We start from the raw sequence: 15,340 nt of genomic DNA, 5'->3' as shown, positions 1-15,340 counted from the left end.
GATCCATGGATGCAAAAGCCGCCTAACATGGGGCATTTGTCAGAGTCAGTCTGAATCGATTTTGGGAATTTTCCATTATCGAACAAGGGCTGCATTTTACAGCTTAATGAACGTTTTACTAATGGATATAGACAAGCAGTGAGGCGACTCGATGGACGTAACAGCCCCGTTTGCTAGACGAGGCGTTTGCGCGCCGCTCTGGATGAACGCCCAAGCAGCCAAGCGAGCATAGGCCCGATCAACATACCCACGAGAAGTGCTGCAACGACAACCAGGGAAACTGGAAGCGCCGGCCCCGACCACCCCAAAAACATCAACTCTATCGACTGCTGGTTTTCAAGGATAAAAGCCAAAATCACCAGTACCAGCAATAAAGCAAAAACACCGAGAACAATACGCTTAAGGTTACGCACGCATGCCTCCTTGATAACTCAGAGCGAAGATCAAACCCCCTCCTCCTCTTCCTCATTCACACGATCGCGCAGTTCTTTACCTGGTTTGAAATGCGGAACGAATTTTCCGTCCAGACTCACAGACTGACCGGTTTTAGGATTGCGCCCAACGCGCGGCGCGCGATAGTGCAAGGAGAAGCTGCCAAAACCACGGATCTCGATGCGATCACCGGTAGCCAGACATTGAGACATTTGTTCAAGCATGGTCTTGATGGCCAACTCCACATCCTTGGATGAGAGCAGCCCTTGATGGGTGACAATTCGTTCGATCAACTCCGACTTCGTCATATTTTTCCCTTCTTTTTCAAGCAGCTAGATCAGCGCTTGAAAGGTTTTAGCACGCCCGGAAGATTTTGAACAGCCCAGGGATTGACATATCTTCCTGCGCATTGAAACGCCCGTTTTCAGGGCACAAGCTCTATAAACGGCCACCCTATCGACACATCACCAACATCGTGCGCGTCAGGTAACCCGCAGGATTGAAGCCAAAAGGATACTGATCATCATCCTTGGCATCATCGGATCTGGTAATGACCTTGTAGCCTGCGCCTTTGCATTCTTTTGTGGCGCGCTTTTGACACTTCTCCCAACTCGAGCCCAATCCCGAGCAATCGACCTCGATGCCGCTGACGCCGCGCACCACATGCGTCTTGGCGCTCGTGGCGCAGCCCGCCAACATCAGCACACCGACCAACACGATAAACTTGTTCATTCACTTCCTTATGCCAGGCAATCTGCCCGACTACTGCGATCTTCAGCCTAAGCCTAGTCGCGAATAGACGATTGATCCGAATAAAGAAACAGACAATTGAGTAACAAGATTGGTTTCACGCGAGAGGTGCCCCTCCACCAAATCGCAGGCACAAAAAAGGGCGACCGAAGTCGCCCTTTTTAATGATCAAGCAGAACTTAGTTCTGTTTGGCCATTGCCTGGCGCAGCAGTGCCGCCATGGTGGTGTCGCCAGTAGGAGCTTCTTCAGCCTTCAGGCTTTGGATAGCTTCTTTCTCTTCAGCATCGTCTTTCGACTTGATGGAGAGCTGGATTACGCGGCTCTTGCGATCAACGCTGATGATCTTGGCTTCTACTTCCTGGCCTTCTTTCAGAACGTTGCGCGCGTCTTCAACGCGGTCACGGCTGATTTCGGAGGCTTTCAGAGTCGCTTCGATATCGTCGGCCAGAACGATGATGGCGCCTTTGGCGTCAACTTCTTTCACAGTGCCTTTAACGATGGCGCCTTTGTCGTTCTCTTGAACGTACTCGGAGAACGGATCGCTTTCCAGTTGCTTGATACCCAGGGAGATGCGCTCGCGCTCTGGGTCAACCGACAGGATAACGGTGTCCAGCTCGTCGCCCTTCTTGAAACGACGAACAGCTTCTTCGCCAACTTCGTTCCAGGAGATGTCGGACAGGTGAACCAGACCGTCGATGCCGCCGTCCAGACCAATGAAGATACCGAAATCGGTGATCGACTTGATGGTGCCGGAGATTTTATCGCCCTTGTTGAACTGGCCAGAGAAATCTTCCCATGGGTTAGATTTGCACTGCTTGATGCCCAGGGAGATACGACGACGCTCTTCGTCGATGTCCAGAACCATAACTTCCACTTCGTCGCCGACTTGTACGACTTTCGAAGGGTGGATGTTCTTGTTGGTCCAGTCCATTTCCGAAACGTGTACCAGACCTTCAACGCCTTCTTCCAGCTCAGCGAAGCAGCCGTAGTCGGTCAGGTTGGTTACACGAGCGGTAACGCGAGTGCTTTCTGGGTAACGGGCTTTGATAGCAACCCATGGATCTTCGCCCAGTTGCTTCAGGCCCAGGGAAACACGGTTGCGTTCGCGATCGTATTTCAGAACCTTAACGTCGATTTCGTCACCAACGTTAACGATCTCGGAAGGATGCTTGATGCGCTTCCAGGCCATGTCGGTGATGTGCAGCAGGCCGTCCACGCCACCCAGATCGACGAATGCGCCGTAATCGGTGAGGTTTTTGACGATACCTTTGACTTGCTGGCCTTCCTGCAAGGATTCCAGCAGAGCTTCACGCTCGGCGGAGTTCTCGGCTTCCAGGACGCTGCGACGGGAAACGACAACGTTGTTGCGCTTCTGGTTCAGCTTGATGACCTTGAATTCCAGCTCTTTGCCTTCCAGGTGCGTGGTGTCGCGCACTGGACGGACGTCAACCAGGGAACCTGGCAGGAACGCACGGATGCCGTTAACGTCGACAGTGAAGCCGCCTTTAACCTTACCGTTGATAACGCCCTTGACCACTTCCTCAGCTGCGAAGGCTGCTTCCAGAACGATCCAGCACTCAGCGCGCTTGGCTTTTTCACGGGACAGCTTGGTTTCACCGAAACCGTCTTCAACCGAGTCCAGAGCAACGTGAACTTCGTCACCGACATTGATAGTCAGATCGCCAGCGTCGTTGTAGAACTGCTCAAGCGGGATGAGTGCTTCAGACTTCAGGCCAGCGTGAACGGTTACCCAGCGAGCTTGGTAATCGATATCAACGATAACACCGGTGATGATGGAGCCTGCCTGAAGGTTCAGGGTTTTTAGGCTTTCTTCAAAGAGTTCCGCAAAGCTTTCGCTCATTTTAATTCCTGTAAATGAGGGCGAAGGATACGCCCATCTCCACACCCCAGACGGTGTGGGTTAGTTTCATATAGAAGAAGCGCCGCAGGACTATGACTGGTCCCTGTGGCCTTCTTGGTCACCCGGCGATATCGCGAATGGCGATCTCGCTCATGATGCGTTCAAGCACCTGATCGATGGACAACTCCGTGGAATCCAGCTGTATGGCGTCAGCCGCCGGCTTAAGCGGGGCTACCGCTCGCTGGGTGTCACGCTCGTCGCGTGCACGGATCTCATCTAGCAGACTCGACAGACTAACACCCTCGACTTTGCCCTTCAACTGCAAATATCGACGGCGCGCTCTCTCCTCGGCACTGGCGGTCAGGAAAATCTTCAGCGGCGCGCTTGGAAAAACCACGGTGCCCATGTCGCGACCATCCGCGACAAGGCCCGGCGCTTCCTGGAAAGCCCGCTGGCGCTGCAGCAGCGCCTCGCGTACGGCCGGCAATGCAGCCACTTGAGAAGCACCGGAACCGACGCTTTCAGTGCGGATGACATCGCTGACCTCATCACCTTCCAGAATGATGCGTTGCAACTGACCGTCGGTCGCCGCAATAAACTGAACATCCAGATGAGCGGCGAGTTTCTTCAGCAGCTCTTCATTGGTCAGATCAACACCATGGTTGTGCGCAGCAAATGCCAGCAAACGGTACAGCGCACCGGAATCCAGCAGGTTCCAGCCCAGACGCTTGGCCAGAATCCCGGCTACGGTGCCTTTGCCCGAGCCGCTTGGCCCATCAATGGTGATGACCGGTGCAATGTTGTTCACGACTGAGCCTCTTGTGCCACACGAATACCGACCTGCGCGCACAATGCGAGGAAGTTCGGGAACGATGTCGCGACGTTGGCGCAATCATGGATGCGGATCGGTGCAGTGGCGCGCAGCGAGGCCACGCTGAAAGCCATGGCAATACGGTGATCGCCGTGACCATGCACTTCGCCGCCGCCGATCTGGCCGCCGTCGATGATGATGCCGTCCGGGGTCGGTTCGCACTTGACGCCCAGCGCCAGCAAACCGTCCGCCATGACCTGGATACGATCGGATTCCTTGACCCGCAGCTCTTCAGCGCCGGTCAGTACGGTGCGCCCTTCAGCACAGGCGGCCGCCACGAACAGCACCGGGAATTCGTCGATCGCCAGTGGAACCAGCTCTTCCGGAATCTCGATGCCTTTGAGTTTAGCTGCCCGCACGCGCAGGTCAGCCACAGGCTCACCGCCAACTTCACGCTGGTTCTCCAGAGTGATGTCCGCGCCCATCAGACGCAGGATGTCGATAACGCCAGTACGGGTCGGGTTGATGCCGACGTGCTCAAGCACCAGCTCCGAACCTTCAGCAATCGAGGCCGCTACAAGGAAGAACGCCGACGACGAGATGTCGCCCGGAACTTCAATGTGAGTTGCCGTCAGCTTACCGCCGGATTCAACCGAAGCCGTAGCGCCTTCAACGCTGACCGGGTAGCCAAAGCCGCGCAGCATGCGCTCGGTGTGATCGCGAGTCGGAGCCGGCTCGGTCACAGTGGTCTTGCCTTCAGCGTACAGACCGGCGAGCAGCAGGCAGGATTTCACCTGAGCACTGGCCATCGGCATGGTGTAGGTCAGGCCTTTGAGCTTGTGACCGCCACGAATAGTCATCGGCGGACGACCTTCAGCCGCGGTTTCAATCACGGCGCCCATTTCACGCAGTGGATTGGCCACGCGATTCATCGGACGCTTGGACAGCGAGGCATCGCCGGTCAAAGTGCTGTCGAAGTTCTGCGCAGCCAACAGGCCGGAGAGCAGACGCATCGAGGTACCGGAGTTGCCCAGATAGATCGGGCCCGGCGCCGGTTTCAGACCGTGCAGGCCGACACCGTGGATGGTCACGCGGCCGTGGTGCGGGCCTTCGATGACCACGCCCATGTCGCGGAACGCCTGCAAGGTCGCCAGGGCGTCTTCGCCCTCAAGGAAGCCTTCGACTTCGGTAACGCCTTCGGCCAGCGAACCGAGCATGATCGAACGGTGGGAAATGGATTTGTCGCCCGGTACGCGAATCCGACCGGACAGGCGGCCACCAGGTTGAGCCAGGAAGATCAGATCGTTGGAATTCATAGCGTCCACATAGGCCCTGCGGGCCAGGATTTTACTGAAATGCTCGCGGGCAACCCGGGCGCGCGTGAAAACGCCCAACAATTGGTGCCCATCCCCTGCATCGACCGCGTCGCGCAAGGCGTCGAGGTCGCTGCGAAATGTATCGAGTGTGCGCAGAACAGCCTCGCGGTTAGCGAGAAAGATGTCGTGCCACATCACCGGGTCGCTTCCGGCGATTCTTGTGAAATCGCGAAAACCACCGGCAGCGTAACGGAAGATCTCAAGGTTTTCATTGCGCTTGGCCAACGAATCGACCAGACCGAAAGCCAACAAGTGTGGCAGATGACTGGTCGCGGCCAACACTTCATCGTGACGCTCGACCTGCATGTGCTCGACGTCGGCGCCCAATTCGCGCCACAGACGATCAACCACAGCCAATGCAGCCGGATCAGTTTGCTCAAGCGGCGTGAGGATCACTTTGTGACGACGGAACAGTTCGGCATTGGAGGCTTCCACCCCGCTCTGCTCGGAACCGGCGATCGGATGGCCCGGCACGAAACGCGGCGGCATCGCGCCAAACGCTTCGGTTGCCGCGCGCACCACATTGCCTTTGGCGCTACCGACGTCGGTCAGAATCGCCTGACCCAGATCCATGCTCGCCAGACGCGCGAGCACTTTTTCCATGGCCAGAATCGGCACCGCCAGCTGAATCACGTCAGCGCCCTGGCATGCAGCCGCCAAGTCATCTTCACAACGATCGACCACACCCAACTCAACCGCGAGCTTGCGCGATTGCGGATCGAGATCGACCCCGACCACTTCGCGGCACACACCGCTTTCACGCAAGCCTTTGGCAAACGAACCACCGATCAACCCCAGACCGACCACCACAAGGCGACCGATCATAGGTGCAGCAGATTGCATTGCAGTGACATCACCCACGAGCCAGAACCTTGCGCAGCGCTTCGAGGAAGCGGCTGTTTTCCGCCGGCAGACCGATGGTCACCCGCAGGTGGTTCGGCATGCCGTAATTGGCCACTGGACGCACGATCACGCCTTCGCGCAGCAAACCCTGGAACACAGGGGCTGCAACTTGGCCGAGATCGACGCAGATGAAGTTGCCTTTCGACTCGATCCAGCCCAGACCCAGCTCACGAAAACCGGCCTGCAACTGCTGCATGCCCGACTCGTTGAGCTGACGGCTTTGCGCCAGATACTCCTCGTCTTTCAGCGCTGCGCAGGCTGCTGCCAACGCGAGGCTGTTGACGTTGAACGGCTGGCGAACGCGGTTCAGCACGTCAGCAACAACCGGGGTCGACAGGCCGTAGCCAACGCGCAATGCCGCCAGACCATAAGCCTTGGAGAAAGTGCGCGACACCAGCAGGTTCGGGTAAGCGGCGAGGAAATCCAGACCGTCCGGCAAATCACTGCCTTCGGCGTATTCGATGTAAGCCTCGTCGAGCACCACCAGCACATGCTCCGGAACATCCTGCAGGAACTCGTCCAGCGCTTCAGCGCCGAACCAGGTGCCGGTCGGGTTGTTCGGGTTAGCAATGAAAACCACGCGAGTGTTGGCATCGATGGCCGCGAGCATTGCAGGCAGATCGTGCCCCCAATCCTTCGCCGGCACCACTTTGGCCTGCGCGCCGACCGCTTGAGTGGCGATCGGGTATACCGCAAACGCGTGCTCACTGAACACAGCGTTGAGGCCCGGTGCCAGATACGCGCGCGCGACCAACTCAAGAATGTCGTTGGAACCGTTGCCCAGCGTGACCTGATTCAGGTCTACGCGGCACTGTTCGGCCAGCAGCGATTTCAGCGCGAAACCGTTGCCATCCGGATAACGGGTCAGCTCGGCCAGCTCTTCGCGGATCGCCGCCAAGGCTTTTGGACTGGCGCCCAGCGGATTTTCATTGCTCGCCAGTTTGACGATTTTTGCCGGATCCAGATCCAGCTCGCGCGCCAGTTCGTCCACAGGCTTGCCCGGAACGTACGGCGAAAGTTGTTGCACGCCCGGCTGTGCCAGAGCGAGGAAGTTGCCACTCATTTGCTACCGCCCCTTAGAGAACTGCTTTCGGGTAGGAACCCAGCACTTTGAGTGCTACTGCTTCCTGACTGATCTTTTCCAGCACACCTTTGATCAACGGATCACGGTGGTGGCCGACGAAGTCGATGAAGAACACGTAGGTTCATTTGCCGCTGCGCGACGGACGGGTTTCGATGCGGGTCAGGTCGATTCCGTTGTCATGGAACGGCACCAGCAGCTCGTGGAGCGCGCCGGGTTTGTTGCTCATCGACACGATGATTGAAGTCTTGTCGTCGCCGGTCGGCGGCACTTCCTGGTTACCAATCATCAGGAAGCGCGTCGAGTTGTCCGGACGGTCTTCGATCTTCTCGGCCAGACGCGTCAGGCCATACAGACCGGCCGCCATGTCACCGGCAATCGCCGCCGAATTCCACTCGCCTTTAACCCGCTTGGCCGCTTCGGCGTTGCTCGACACCGCGACGCGCTCGACATTCGGATAGTGCGCGTCCAGCCACTTGCGGCACTGGGCCAGCGACTGCGCGTGGGAGTAGATGCGGCTGATGCTGTCGGTCTTGGTGTTTTCACCGACCAACAAGTGATGGTGAATGCGCAGCTCGACTTCGCCACAGATGACCATGTCGTGTTCGAGGAAGCTGTCCAGCGTGTGGTTGACCGCGCCTTCGGTGGAGTTTTCCACCGGCACCACGCCAAAATTCACCGCACCGGCAGCAACTTCACGGAACACTTCGTCGATCGCCGCCATCGGCTTGCTGATCACCGCGTGACCAAAGTGTTTCATGGCTGCGGCTTGGGTGAAGGTGCCCTCAGGGCCGAGGTAAGCCACTTTCAGCGGCTGCTCGAGCGCCAGGCACGACGACATGATTTCACGGAACAACCGCGCCATCTCTTCGTTGCCCAGCGGCCCCTGATTGCGCTCCATCACACGCTTGAGCACCTGAGCTTCACGCTCAGGACGATAGAACACCGGCACTTCGCCTTCGGCCAGCGAGGCCATCTTTACTCGCGCGACTTCCTGGGCGCAACGCGCACGCTCACTGATCAGCTCCATGACTTTGGTGTCCAGAGCGTCAATGCGAACGCGCAGTGCCTTGAGTTCTTGCTCGGACATCAGCCGTGTTCCTTCTCGAATTCAGCCATGTACGCCACCAGCGCGTTGACCGCAGTGATGTCGACAGCGTTATAGATGGAGGCGCGCATACCACCCACGGAGCGGTGGCCCTTGAGGTTGAGCAGACCGCGCGCTTCGGCACCGACCAGGAACGGCTTGTCCAGACGATCATCGGCCAGACGGAATGGCACGTTCATCCACGAGCGATCCGATTTGTTGATCGGGTTGCTGTAGAGGCCGCTGGCGTCGATGAAATCGTACAGCGTGCGCTGTTTGACGTCGTTGAGTTTGGCGATCGCGTCAACGCCGCCCTGCTCTTTCAGCCACTGGAACACCAGACCGGACAGGTACCAGGCCAGGGTCGGCGGGGTGTTGTACATCGAGCCGTTATCCGCCGCGACTTTGTAGTCGAGCATGGTCGGGCACAGTGCGCGCGCCTTGCCGAGCAAGTCTTCGCGGATGATGTTGACGACGATGCCACTCGGGCCGATGTTTTTCTGGGCGCCGGCGTAGATCATGCCGAAACGCGAGATATCGACCGGGCGCGACAGAATGTCGGAAGACATGTCAGCCACCAGCGGCACGTCACCGACTTCCGGGATCCACTGGAATTCCAGACCGCCGATGGTTTCGTTCGGTGCGTAGTGAACGTAAGCGGCGTCTTTCGACAGGTTCCACTCGTTCTGGCCCGGGATGGCGAAATAGTCGTAAGGCTTGGCGGTGGCGGCGACGTTGACGTGGCCGTAGCGCGAGGCTTCTTCGATGGCTTTCTGCGACCAGATACCGGTGTCGATATAGTCGGCAGACCCGCCTTCAGGCAACAGGTTCAGTGGAATCTGCGCGAATTGCTGGCTGGCGCCACCTTGCAGAAACAGCACTTTATAGTTCGACGGGATATTCAGCAGGTCACGCAGATCCTGCTCGGCCTGGGTGGCAATGGACACGAACTCATCGCTGCGATGGCTCATTTCCATGACCGACAGACCCTTGCCGTGCCAATCAAGGAGTTCACCCTGGGCGCGCTGCAGGACAGCTTCAGGAAGCGCCGCAGGACCGGCGCAGAAGTTATAGGCTCGCTTGCTCACATCCAATCTCGCTCTGATTTGGTGGTATCACGCATTACAACATCAGCGACACGAATCGAATGTGGGAGCGGGCTTGCTCGCGAAAGCGGTAGGACTGGCAACATCTTCGCTGAATGTCAGTCCGTCTTCGCGAGCAAGCCCGCTCCCACACTGGATCTTCATGGGTGTCGATATTTCATACCGGACAAATAACAAGGGGGCGAATTCTCATCCGCCCCCTTGCTTGTCCGCTTATTCTTGCGGTTCTTCGTCTGCTGCGGCGTCGAGTTGCTGGTCTTCACCGGCATCGTCGTTTACGACAGTGCCTTCGAATTCCTCGCCCTCTTCCCCTTCAAGCTCTTCGCCTTCGACTTCCGAAGGTTCCTGAACCCGCTCCAGACCGACCAGGGTTTCATCCTTGGCCAGTTTGATCAGCGTCACACCTTGGGTGTTACGGCCCAGGCTCGACACTTCGTCGACGCGGGTACGCACCAGGGTGCCCTGATCGGAGATCAGCATGATCTCTTCACCGTCCTGCACCTGAACCGCACCGACCAGACGGCCGTTACGCTCGTTGCTGACCATGGCGATAACGCCTTGACCGCCACGCTTGTACTCAGGGAACTCGGTGATCGCCGTACGCTTGCCGTAGCCGCGCGCCGAAGCAGTGAGAATTTCGCTGCCTTCTTCCGGAATCAGCATGGAGATCAGCTTCTGCCCTTCTGGCAGACGCATGCCACGCACACCGCGGGCGGTACGGCCCATGGCGCGAACTTCGGACTCCTTGAAGCGCGTAACTTTGCCGCCGTCGGAGAACAGCATGATTTCCTGCTCGCCGTCGGTGACAGCCGCGGAGATCAGGATGTCGCCTTCGTCCAGCTCCAGCGCGATCAGACCAACGCTGCGCTGACGGCTGAAGGCCACCAGCGGCGTCTTCTTGACCGTACCGTTGGCGGTCGACATGAAGATGAACGGCGCTTTTTTACGATCAGCAGCCTTGATACGGGCACGACGTTCTTCGTCGGTCTCGTTGTTGTTTTCGATTTCCTCTACATCAACCTCAACGCCTTCAGCCTCTTCTTCTTCAGCCTGACGCTTCATGGCTTCGAGATCTACCGGCAGCATGGTGGTGATGTATTCGCCTTCGCTCAATGGCAGAAGGTTGACCAGTGGACGACCACGGGCAGCGCGGGACGCTTCCGGGATTTCGTAGGTCTTGAGCCAGTACACTTTGCCTTTGCTGGAGAACAGCAGCAGCGTGGTGTGGCTGTTGGCAACCAGCAGGTGAGCGATGTAGTCCTCATCCTTGACGCCGGTCGCCGATTTGCCTTTGCCGCCACGACGCTGAGCCTGGTACGCAGCCAATGGCTGGGTCTTGGCGTAGCCACCGTGGGAGATGGTTACAACGCGCTCTTCCTCCGGGATCATGTCACCCAGGGTCAGATCGAGACGGGCATCGAGAATCTCGGTGCGGCGCACGTCGCCGTATTCGGCACGAATCACTTCCAGCTCTTCGCGAATCACTTCCATCAGGCGCACAGCGCTGTTGAGGATGCGGATCAGCTCGCCGATCTGGTTAAGGATCTCTTGATACTCGGCCAGCAGTTTTTCGTGTTCCAGACCGGTCAGACGGTGCAGACGCAGCTCCAGAATGGCTTGCGCCTGTTCTGGCGACAGGAAGTATTTGCCTTCGCGCAGACCGTATTGCGGATCGAGGTTTTCCGGACGGCACGAATCGGCACCGGCACGTTCAACCATCGCGACCACGGCCGAGGATTCCCACGGCGTGCTGATCAGCGCTTCTTTAGCTTCCGACGGGGTCGGCGACGCTTTGATCAGGGCGATAACCGGGTCGATGTTCGACAGGGCAACGGCCTGACCTTCGAGGATGTGACCACGCTCGCGCGCTTTGCGCAGTTCGAACACGGTACGGCGGGTAACCACTTCGCGACGGTGACGGACGAAGGCTTCCAGCAGATCCTTGAGGTTCAGGATGCGTGGGCGGCCGTCGATCAGCGCAACGATGTTGATGCCGAATACCGATTGCAGCTGGGTCTGGGCGTAGAGGTTGTTGAGGATCACCTCAGGCACTTCGCCGCGACGCAGTTCGATCACGACGCGCATACCGTCCTTGTCGGACTCGTCGCGCAGTTCGGTGATGCCTTCCAGCTTCTTCTCTTTAACCAGCTCGGCGATCTTCTCGATCAGACGCGCCTTGTTCAACTGGTAAGGGAGTTCGGTGATGACGATCTGCTGACGGCCACCGACCTTGTCGATGTCTTCAATGATCGAACGAGCGCGCATGTAAATACGCCCGCGACCGGTGCGGTAGGCTTCGATGATACCGGCGCGACCGTTGATGATCGCGGCGGTCGGGAAGTCCGGACCGGGGATGTATTGCATCAGTTCATCGACGGTCAGCTCAGGGTTGTCGATGAGCGCCAGGCAACCGTCGATGACTTCACCGAGGTTGTGCGGCGGGATGTTGGTCGCCATGCCCACGGCGATACCGCTGGAGCCGTTGACCAGCAGGTTCGGGATACGCGTCGGCATGACCGCCGGGATCATTTCGGTGCCGTCGTAGTTCGGCACCCAGTCCACGGTTTCTTTGTGCAGGTCAGCCAGCAGCTCGTGCGCCAGCTTGGTCATGCGCACTTCGGTGTATCGCATCGCCGCAGCGTTGTCGCCGTCGACCGAACCGAAGTTGCCCTGACCGTCTACCAGCAGGTAGCGCAGGGAGAAAGGCTGGGCCATACGAACGATGGTGTCGTACACCGCGGTATCACCGTGCGGGTGATACTTACCGATCACGTCGCCGACAACACGGGCAGATTTCTTGTACGGCTTGTTGTAGTCGTTACCCAGCTCGCTCATCGCGAACAGTACGCGACGGTGCACGGGCTTGAGGCCATCGCGCGCATCCGGCAGTGCACGGCCGACGATTACGCTCATCGCGTAGTCGAGGTAGGACTGCTTCAGCTCGTCTTCGATATTGACCGGGAGGATTTCTTTGGCCAGTTCGCCCATGAGAAGCCTGATTCCTTTTTCTGGTGAAACTTCGTCATATCCATATGGGACCAACGAAGCTCGTCGGGGCCGGCCGAGTGCCATGCGCCGACTTACGACAAATCAACATTGGAGCGTGGATTTGCGCAGTAAAGACAGCTTCGTGAAGCTGCCTCGGAAAACGCCGGATGTTATCACAAAGGCCGCCACGCACCTATCCCCCAGATGCGCATGGAGCATAGTTAGTTGACCGGTGACAGGCTTAACGGGGACGAGAGAGGCTTAGAGCTTCTTTGAATGCAGAAATGGGGCTCGGTTTAACGATGTTTATTGACATTTAGGGCCTCATCGCGAGCAGGCTCACTCCTACAGGTTCTGCGTTCGACACAAGGCCTTGTAGGAGTGAGCCTGCTCGCGATAGCGGTCTTCCATGCGCCACAGCCAATCAATGCAGGCGTTTGCGGCACATCAACTGGGCCATTTTGGCGGTATCCGGGCGCTCGACGATGCCTTTCTCGGTGACGATCGCGTCGATCAGATCCGCCGGCGTCACGTCAAACACCGGGTTGAACGCTTCAACGTCGGCACCGACGCGCTTGCCGCCGACTTCCAGCAACTCGGCGCCATCGCGCTCTTCGATCGGGATGTCGTCGCCGCTGGCCAGGTTCATGTCGATGGTCGAACTCGGCGCCACCACCATGAAACGCACGCCGTGATGCATGGCGTTGACCGCCAGTTGATAGGTGCCGATCTTGTTCGCCACGTCGCCATTGGCAGTGATGCGGTCGGCGCCAACGATCACCCAGGTCACGCCTTTGGTTTTCATGATGTGTGCAGCAGCGGAGTCGGCGTTCAGGGTCACCGGGATGCCTTCGTTGGCCAGTTCCCACGCGGTCAAACGCGAGCCTTGCAGCCACGGACGGGTTTCGTCGGCGTAAACGCGCTCGACCATGCCTTCAATAAAGGCTGCGCGAATCACACCCAGCGCGGTACCGAAACCGCCCGTCGCCAGCGCGCCGGTGTTGCAGTGGGTCAGAATCGCCTGCGCATTGCCTTGATGCTTGCGGATCAGGTCGACGCCGAGCTGCGCCATGGTCAGGTTGGCTTCGCGGTCGCTTTCATGAATAGCGATCGCCTCGGCTTCCAGCGCCGCCAACGGATCGGCGTTTTCTCTCACGCGATCCAGGCGATCGTGCATACGGCCGAGCGCCCAGAACAAATTGACCGCAGTCGGACGGGAATCAGCCAGCAAGGCGAAATCCTCTTCCAGCGCCGCGTACCAGTCGCCACCTTCAGCGATCCGCGCACGCGCGGCGAGCACGATGCCATAGGCCGCACTGATGCCGATGGCCGGCGCGCCACGCACCACCATCGAGCGAATCGCCTCGGCCACGCCGGCGGCGCTGGTGTAGGCAATCCACGTTTCTTCGAACGGCAAAATACGCTGATCCAGCAGGTGCAGCGCGCCGTCTCGCCAATCGATGGCCTTCACTTTCTCCGCAGCCAACAGTCGATCGCGCATCCCACACCCCGCACTCATGAACAAAAGCCGCCGATTATAGCGATCCCCCCGCGAAGACGCTCGGGTATACTTCGCCATCCTTTACAAAAGCACTGGAACCGACCCTCGATGCCGAAACCTGCCATTGCGCTCGACTTATTATTGCTGCCGACCTGGCTGGTACCCGTCGAACCTGCAGGCGTTGTGCTCAAGGAGCATGGCCTGGGCATCCGCGACGGTCGCATTGTGTTTATCGGCCCGCGCGCCGAAGCATTGAAGTGTAACGCCACGGAAATCCGCGAGTTGCCGGATGTGCTGCTCGCCCCCGGCCTGATCAATGCCCACGGCCACGCGGCGATGACGCTGTTCCGCGGCCTGGCCGATGATCTGCCGCTGATGACCTGGCTGGAAAACCACATCTGGCCGGCCGAAGCGAAATGGGTCGATGAAGATTTCGTCCGCGACGGCACCGATCTGGCCATCGCCGAGCAAATCAAGGGTGGCATTACCTGCTTCTCGGACATGTACTTCTTCCCGAAAGTCGCCAGCGAGCGCGTGCACAACAGCGGCATTCGCGCGCAAATCGCCATTCCAATCCTCGATTTCCCGATCCCGGGCGCGAGCAGTGCCGATGAAGCCATCCGTCAGGGCGTCGAATTGTTCGGCGACTTGAAGCATCACGAACGCATCAAGATCACCTTCGGCCCTCATGCACCGTACACCGTCGGCGACGAGAATCTGGAAAAAATCCGCGTGATCGCCGAGGAGCTCGACGCATCGATTCATATGCATGTGCACGAAACCGCGTTCGAAGTTCAGCAGTCATTGGAGAAGCTCGGCGAACGTCCGCTCGCCCGCCTCGGCCGTCTCGGCTTGCTCGGCCCGCGCTTCCAGGCCGTGCACATGACCCAGATCAGCGATGATGACCTGACGTTGCTGGTAGAAAGCAACACCAGCGTGATCCATTGCCCGGAATCCAACCTCAAACTGGCCAGCGGCTTCTGCCCGGTCGAGCGTTTGTGGCAGGCTGGGGTGAACGTTGCGGTCGGCACCGATGGCGCGGCGAGCAACAATGATCTGGATTTGCTCGGAGAAACCCGCACCGCTGCGCTGCTGGCGAAAGCCGTCGCAGGTTCCGCCACCGCGCTGGACGCCCATCGCGCGCTGCGCATGGCCACCCTGAACGGCGCACGCGCGCTGGGCATCGAGGCACAAGTCGGCTCTCTGGAAATCAGCAAAGCTGCCGACATCGTCGCTTTCGATCTGTCCGGTCTGGCCCAGCAACCCGTGTATGACCCGGTGTCGCAGCTTATATACGCCACCGGCCGCGACTGCGTGAAACATCTGTGGGTCGCCGGCAAACAACTGCTCGACGACCGCCGCCTGACGCGACTGGACGAAGCACAACTGGGCGCCACCGCCAGGGCCTGGGGCCAGCGCATCAGCGGCCACAAAGAATCGTAA

General features: G+C 58.7%; 11 protein-coding genes and 1 pseudogene. 1 reads left to right on the top strand and 11 read right to left on the bottom strand.

Annotation, left to right across the window (positions count from 1 at the left end):
- Window positions 1-173: 173 nt before the first annotated feature.
- From ACZZ0D_RS04915 to mtnA, 11 genes and pseudogenes are all read right to left on the bottom strand, one after another.
- Window positions 174-413 (bottom strand): lipopolysaccharide assembly protein LapA domain-containing protein, encoded by a 240-nt coding sequence (locus ACZZ0D_RS04915; protein WP_463552577.1) that lies wholly within the window; start codon window positions 411-413, stop codon window positions 174-176.
- Between the two features lie 30 nt (window positions 414-443).
- Entirely contained in the window at window positions 444-740 is a 297-nt protein-coding gene (ihfB, locus tag ACZZ0D_RS04910; RefSeq protein WP_003189779.1) for an integration host factor subunit beta, read from the bottom strand.
- A gap of 145 nt (window positions 741-885) precedes the next feature.
- Window positions 886-1,164, bottom strand: a complete 279-nt coding sequence (locus ACZZ0D_RS04905; protein ID WP_212543750.1) for a hypothetical protein — start codon at window positions 1,162-1,164, stop codon at window positions 886-888.
- Window positions 1,165-1,361: 197 nt separating this feature from the next.
- A complete protein-coding gene (gene rpsA / locus ACZZ0D_RS04900) occupies window positions 1,362-3,044 on the bottom strand; it encodes a 30S ribosomal protein S1 (RefSeq protein ID WP_463552576.1) in 1,683 nt (560 codons plus the stop codon).
- Between the two features lie 118 nt (window positions 3,045-3,162).
- The gene (gene cmk / locus ACZZ0D_RS04895; RefSeq protein WP_159811537.1) at window positions 3,163-3,852 is read right to left on the bottom strand and encodes a (d)CMP kinase; all 690 of its coding nucleotides are present in this window, start codon (window positions 3,850-3,852) and stop codon (window positions 3,163-3,165) included.
- Complete coding sequence (locus ACZZ0D_RS04890) at window positions 3,849-6,056, bottom strand: bifunctional prephenate dehydrogenase/3-phosphoshikimate 1-carboxyvinyltransferase (protein WP_463552575.1); 2,208 nt, start codon at window positions 6,054-6,056, stop codon at window positions 3,849-3,851. The genes cmk and ACZZ0D_RS04890 overlap by 4 nt, the downstream gene beginning before the upstream one ends.
- 28 nt (window positions 6,057-6,084) lie before the next feature.
- Window positions 6,085-7,197, bottom strand: coding sequence for a histidinol-phosphate transaminase (gene hisC / locus ACZZ0D_RS04885; protein ID WP_463552574.1), 1,113 nt, complete (start codon window positions 7,195-7,197; stop codon window positions 6,085-6,087).
- A gap of 13 nt (window positions 7,198-7,210) precedes the next feature.
- Window positions 7,211-8,305, bottom strand: a pseudogene (gene pheA, locus ACZZ0D_RS04880) (prephenate dehydratase).
- Window positions 8,305-9,390, bottom strand: a complete 1,086-nt coding sequence (serC, locus tag ACZZ0D_RS04875) for a 3-phosphoserine/phosphohydroxythreonine transaminase (protein WP_053122464.1) — start codon at window positions 9,388-9,390, stop codon at window positions 8,305-8,307. The pseudogene pheA and the gene serC overlap by 1 nt, the downstream one beginning before the upstream one ends.
- A 231-nt stretch (window positions 9,391-9,621) precedes the next feature.
- Window positions 9,622-12,396, bottom strand: coding sequence for a DNA gyrase subunit A (gene gyrA, locus ACZZ0D_RS04870; RefSeq protein WP_463552573.1), 2,775 nt, complete (start codon window positions 12,394-12,396; stop codon window positions 9,622-9,624).
- 424 nt (window positions 12,397-12,820) lie between these two features.
- Window positions 12,821-13,897, bottom strand: a complete 1,077-nt coding sequence (gene mtnA / locus ACZZ0D_RS04865; RefSeq protein ID WP_212549005.1) for an S-methyl-5-thioribose-1-phosphate isomerase — start codon at window positions 13,895-13,897, stop codon at window positions 12,821-12,823.
- A gap of 108 nt (window positions 13,898-14,005) precedes the next feature.
- Here mtnA and ACZZ0D_RS04860 point away from each other — a divergent pair, with 108 nt between their 5' ends.
- Window positions 14,006-15,340 carry a TRZ/ATZ family hydrolase gene (locus ACZZ0D_RS04860; protein WP_463552572.1) on the top strand — a complete coding sequence of 445 codons (1,335 nt, stop codon included), beginning with the start codon at window positions 14,006-14,008 and terminating at the stop codon, window positions 15,338-15,340.

It is taken from the genome of Pseudomonas sp. AC193 (assembly GCF_979258075.1).
The sequence above is the reverse complement of the archived record's forward strand: the minus strand, read 5'-3'. Positions and strand labels throughout refer to the sequence as shown.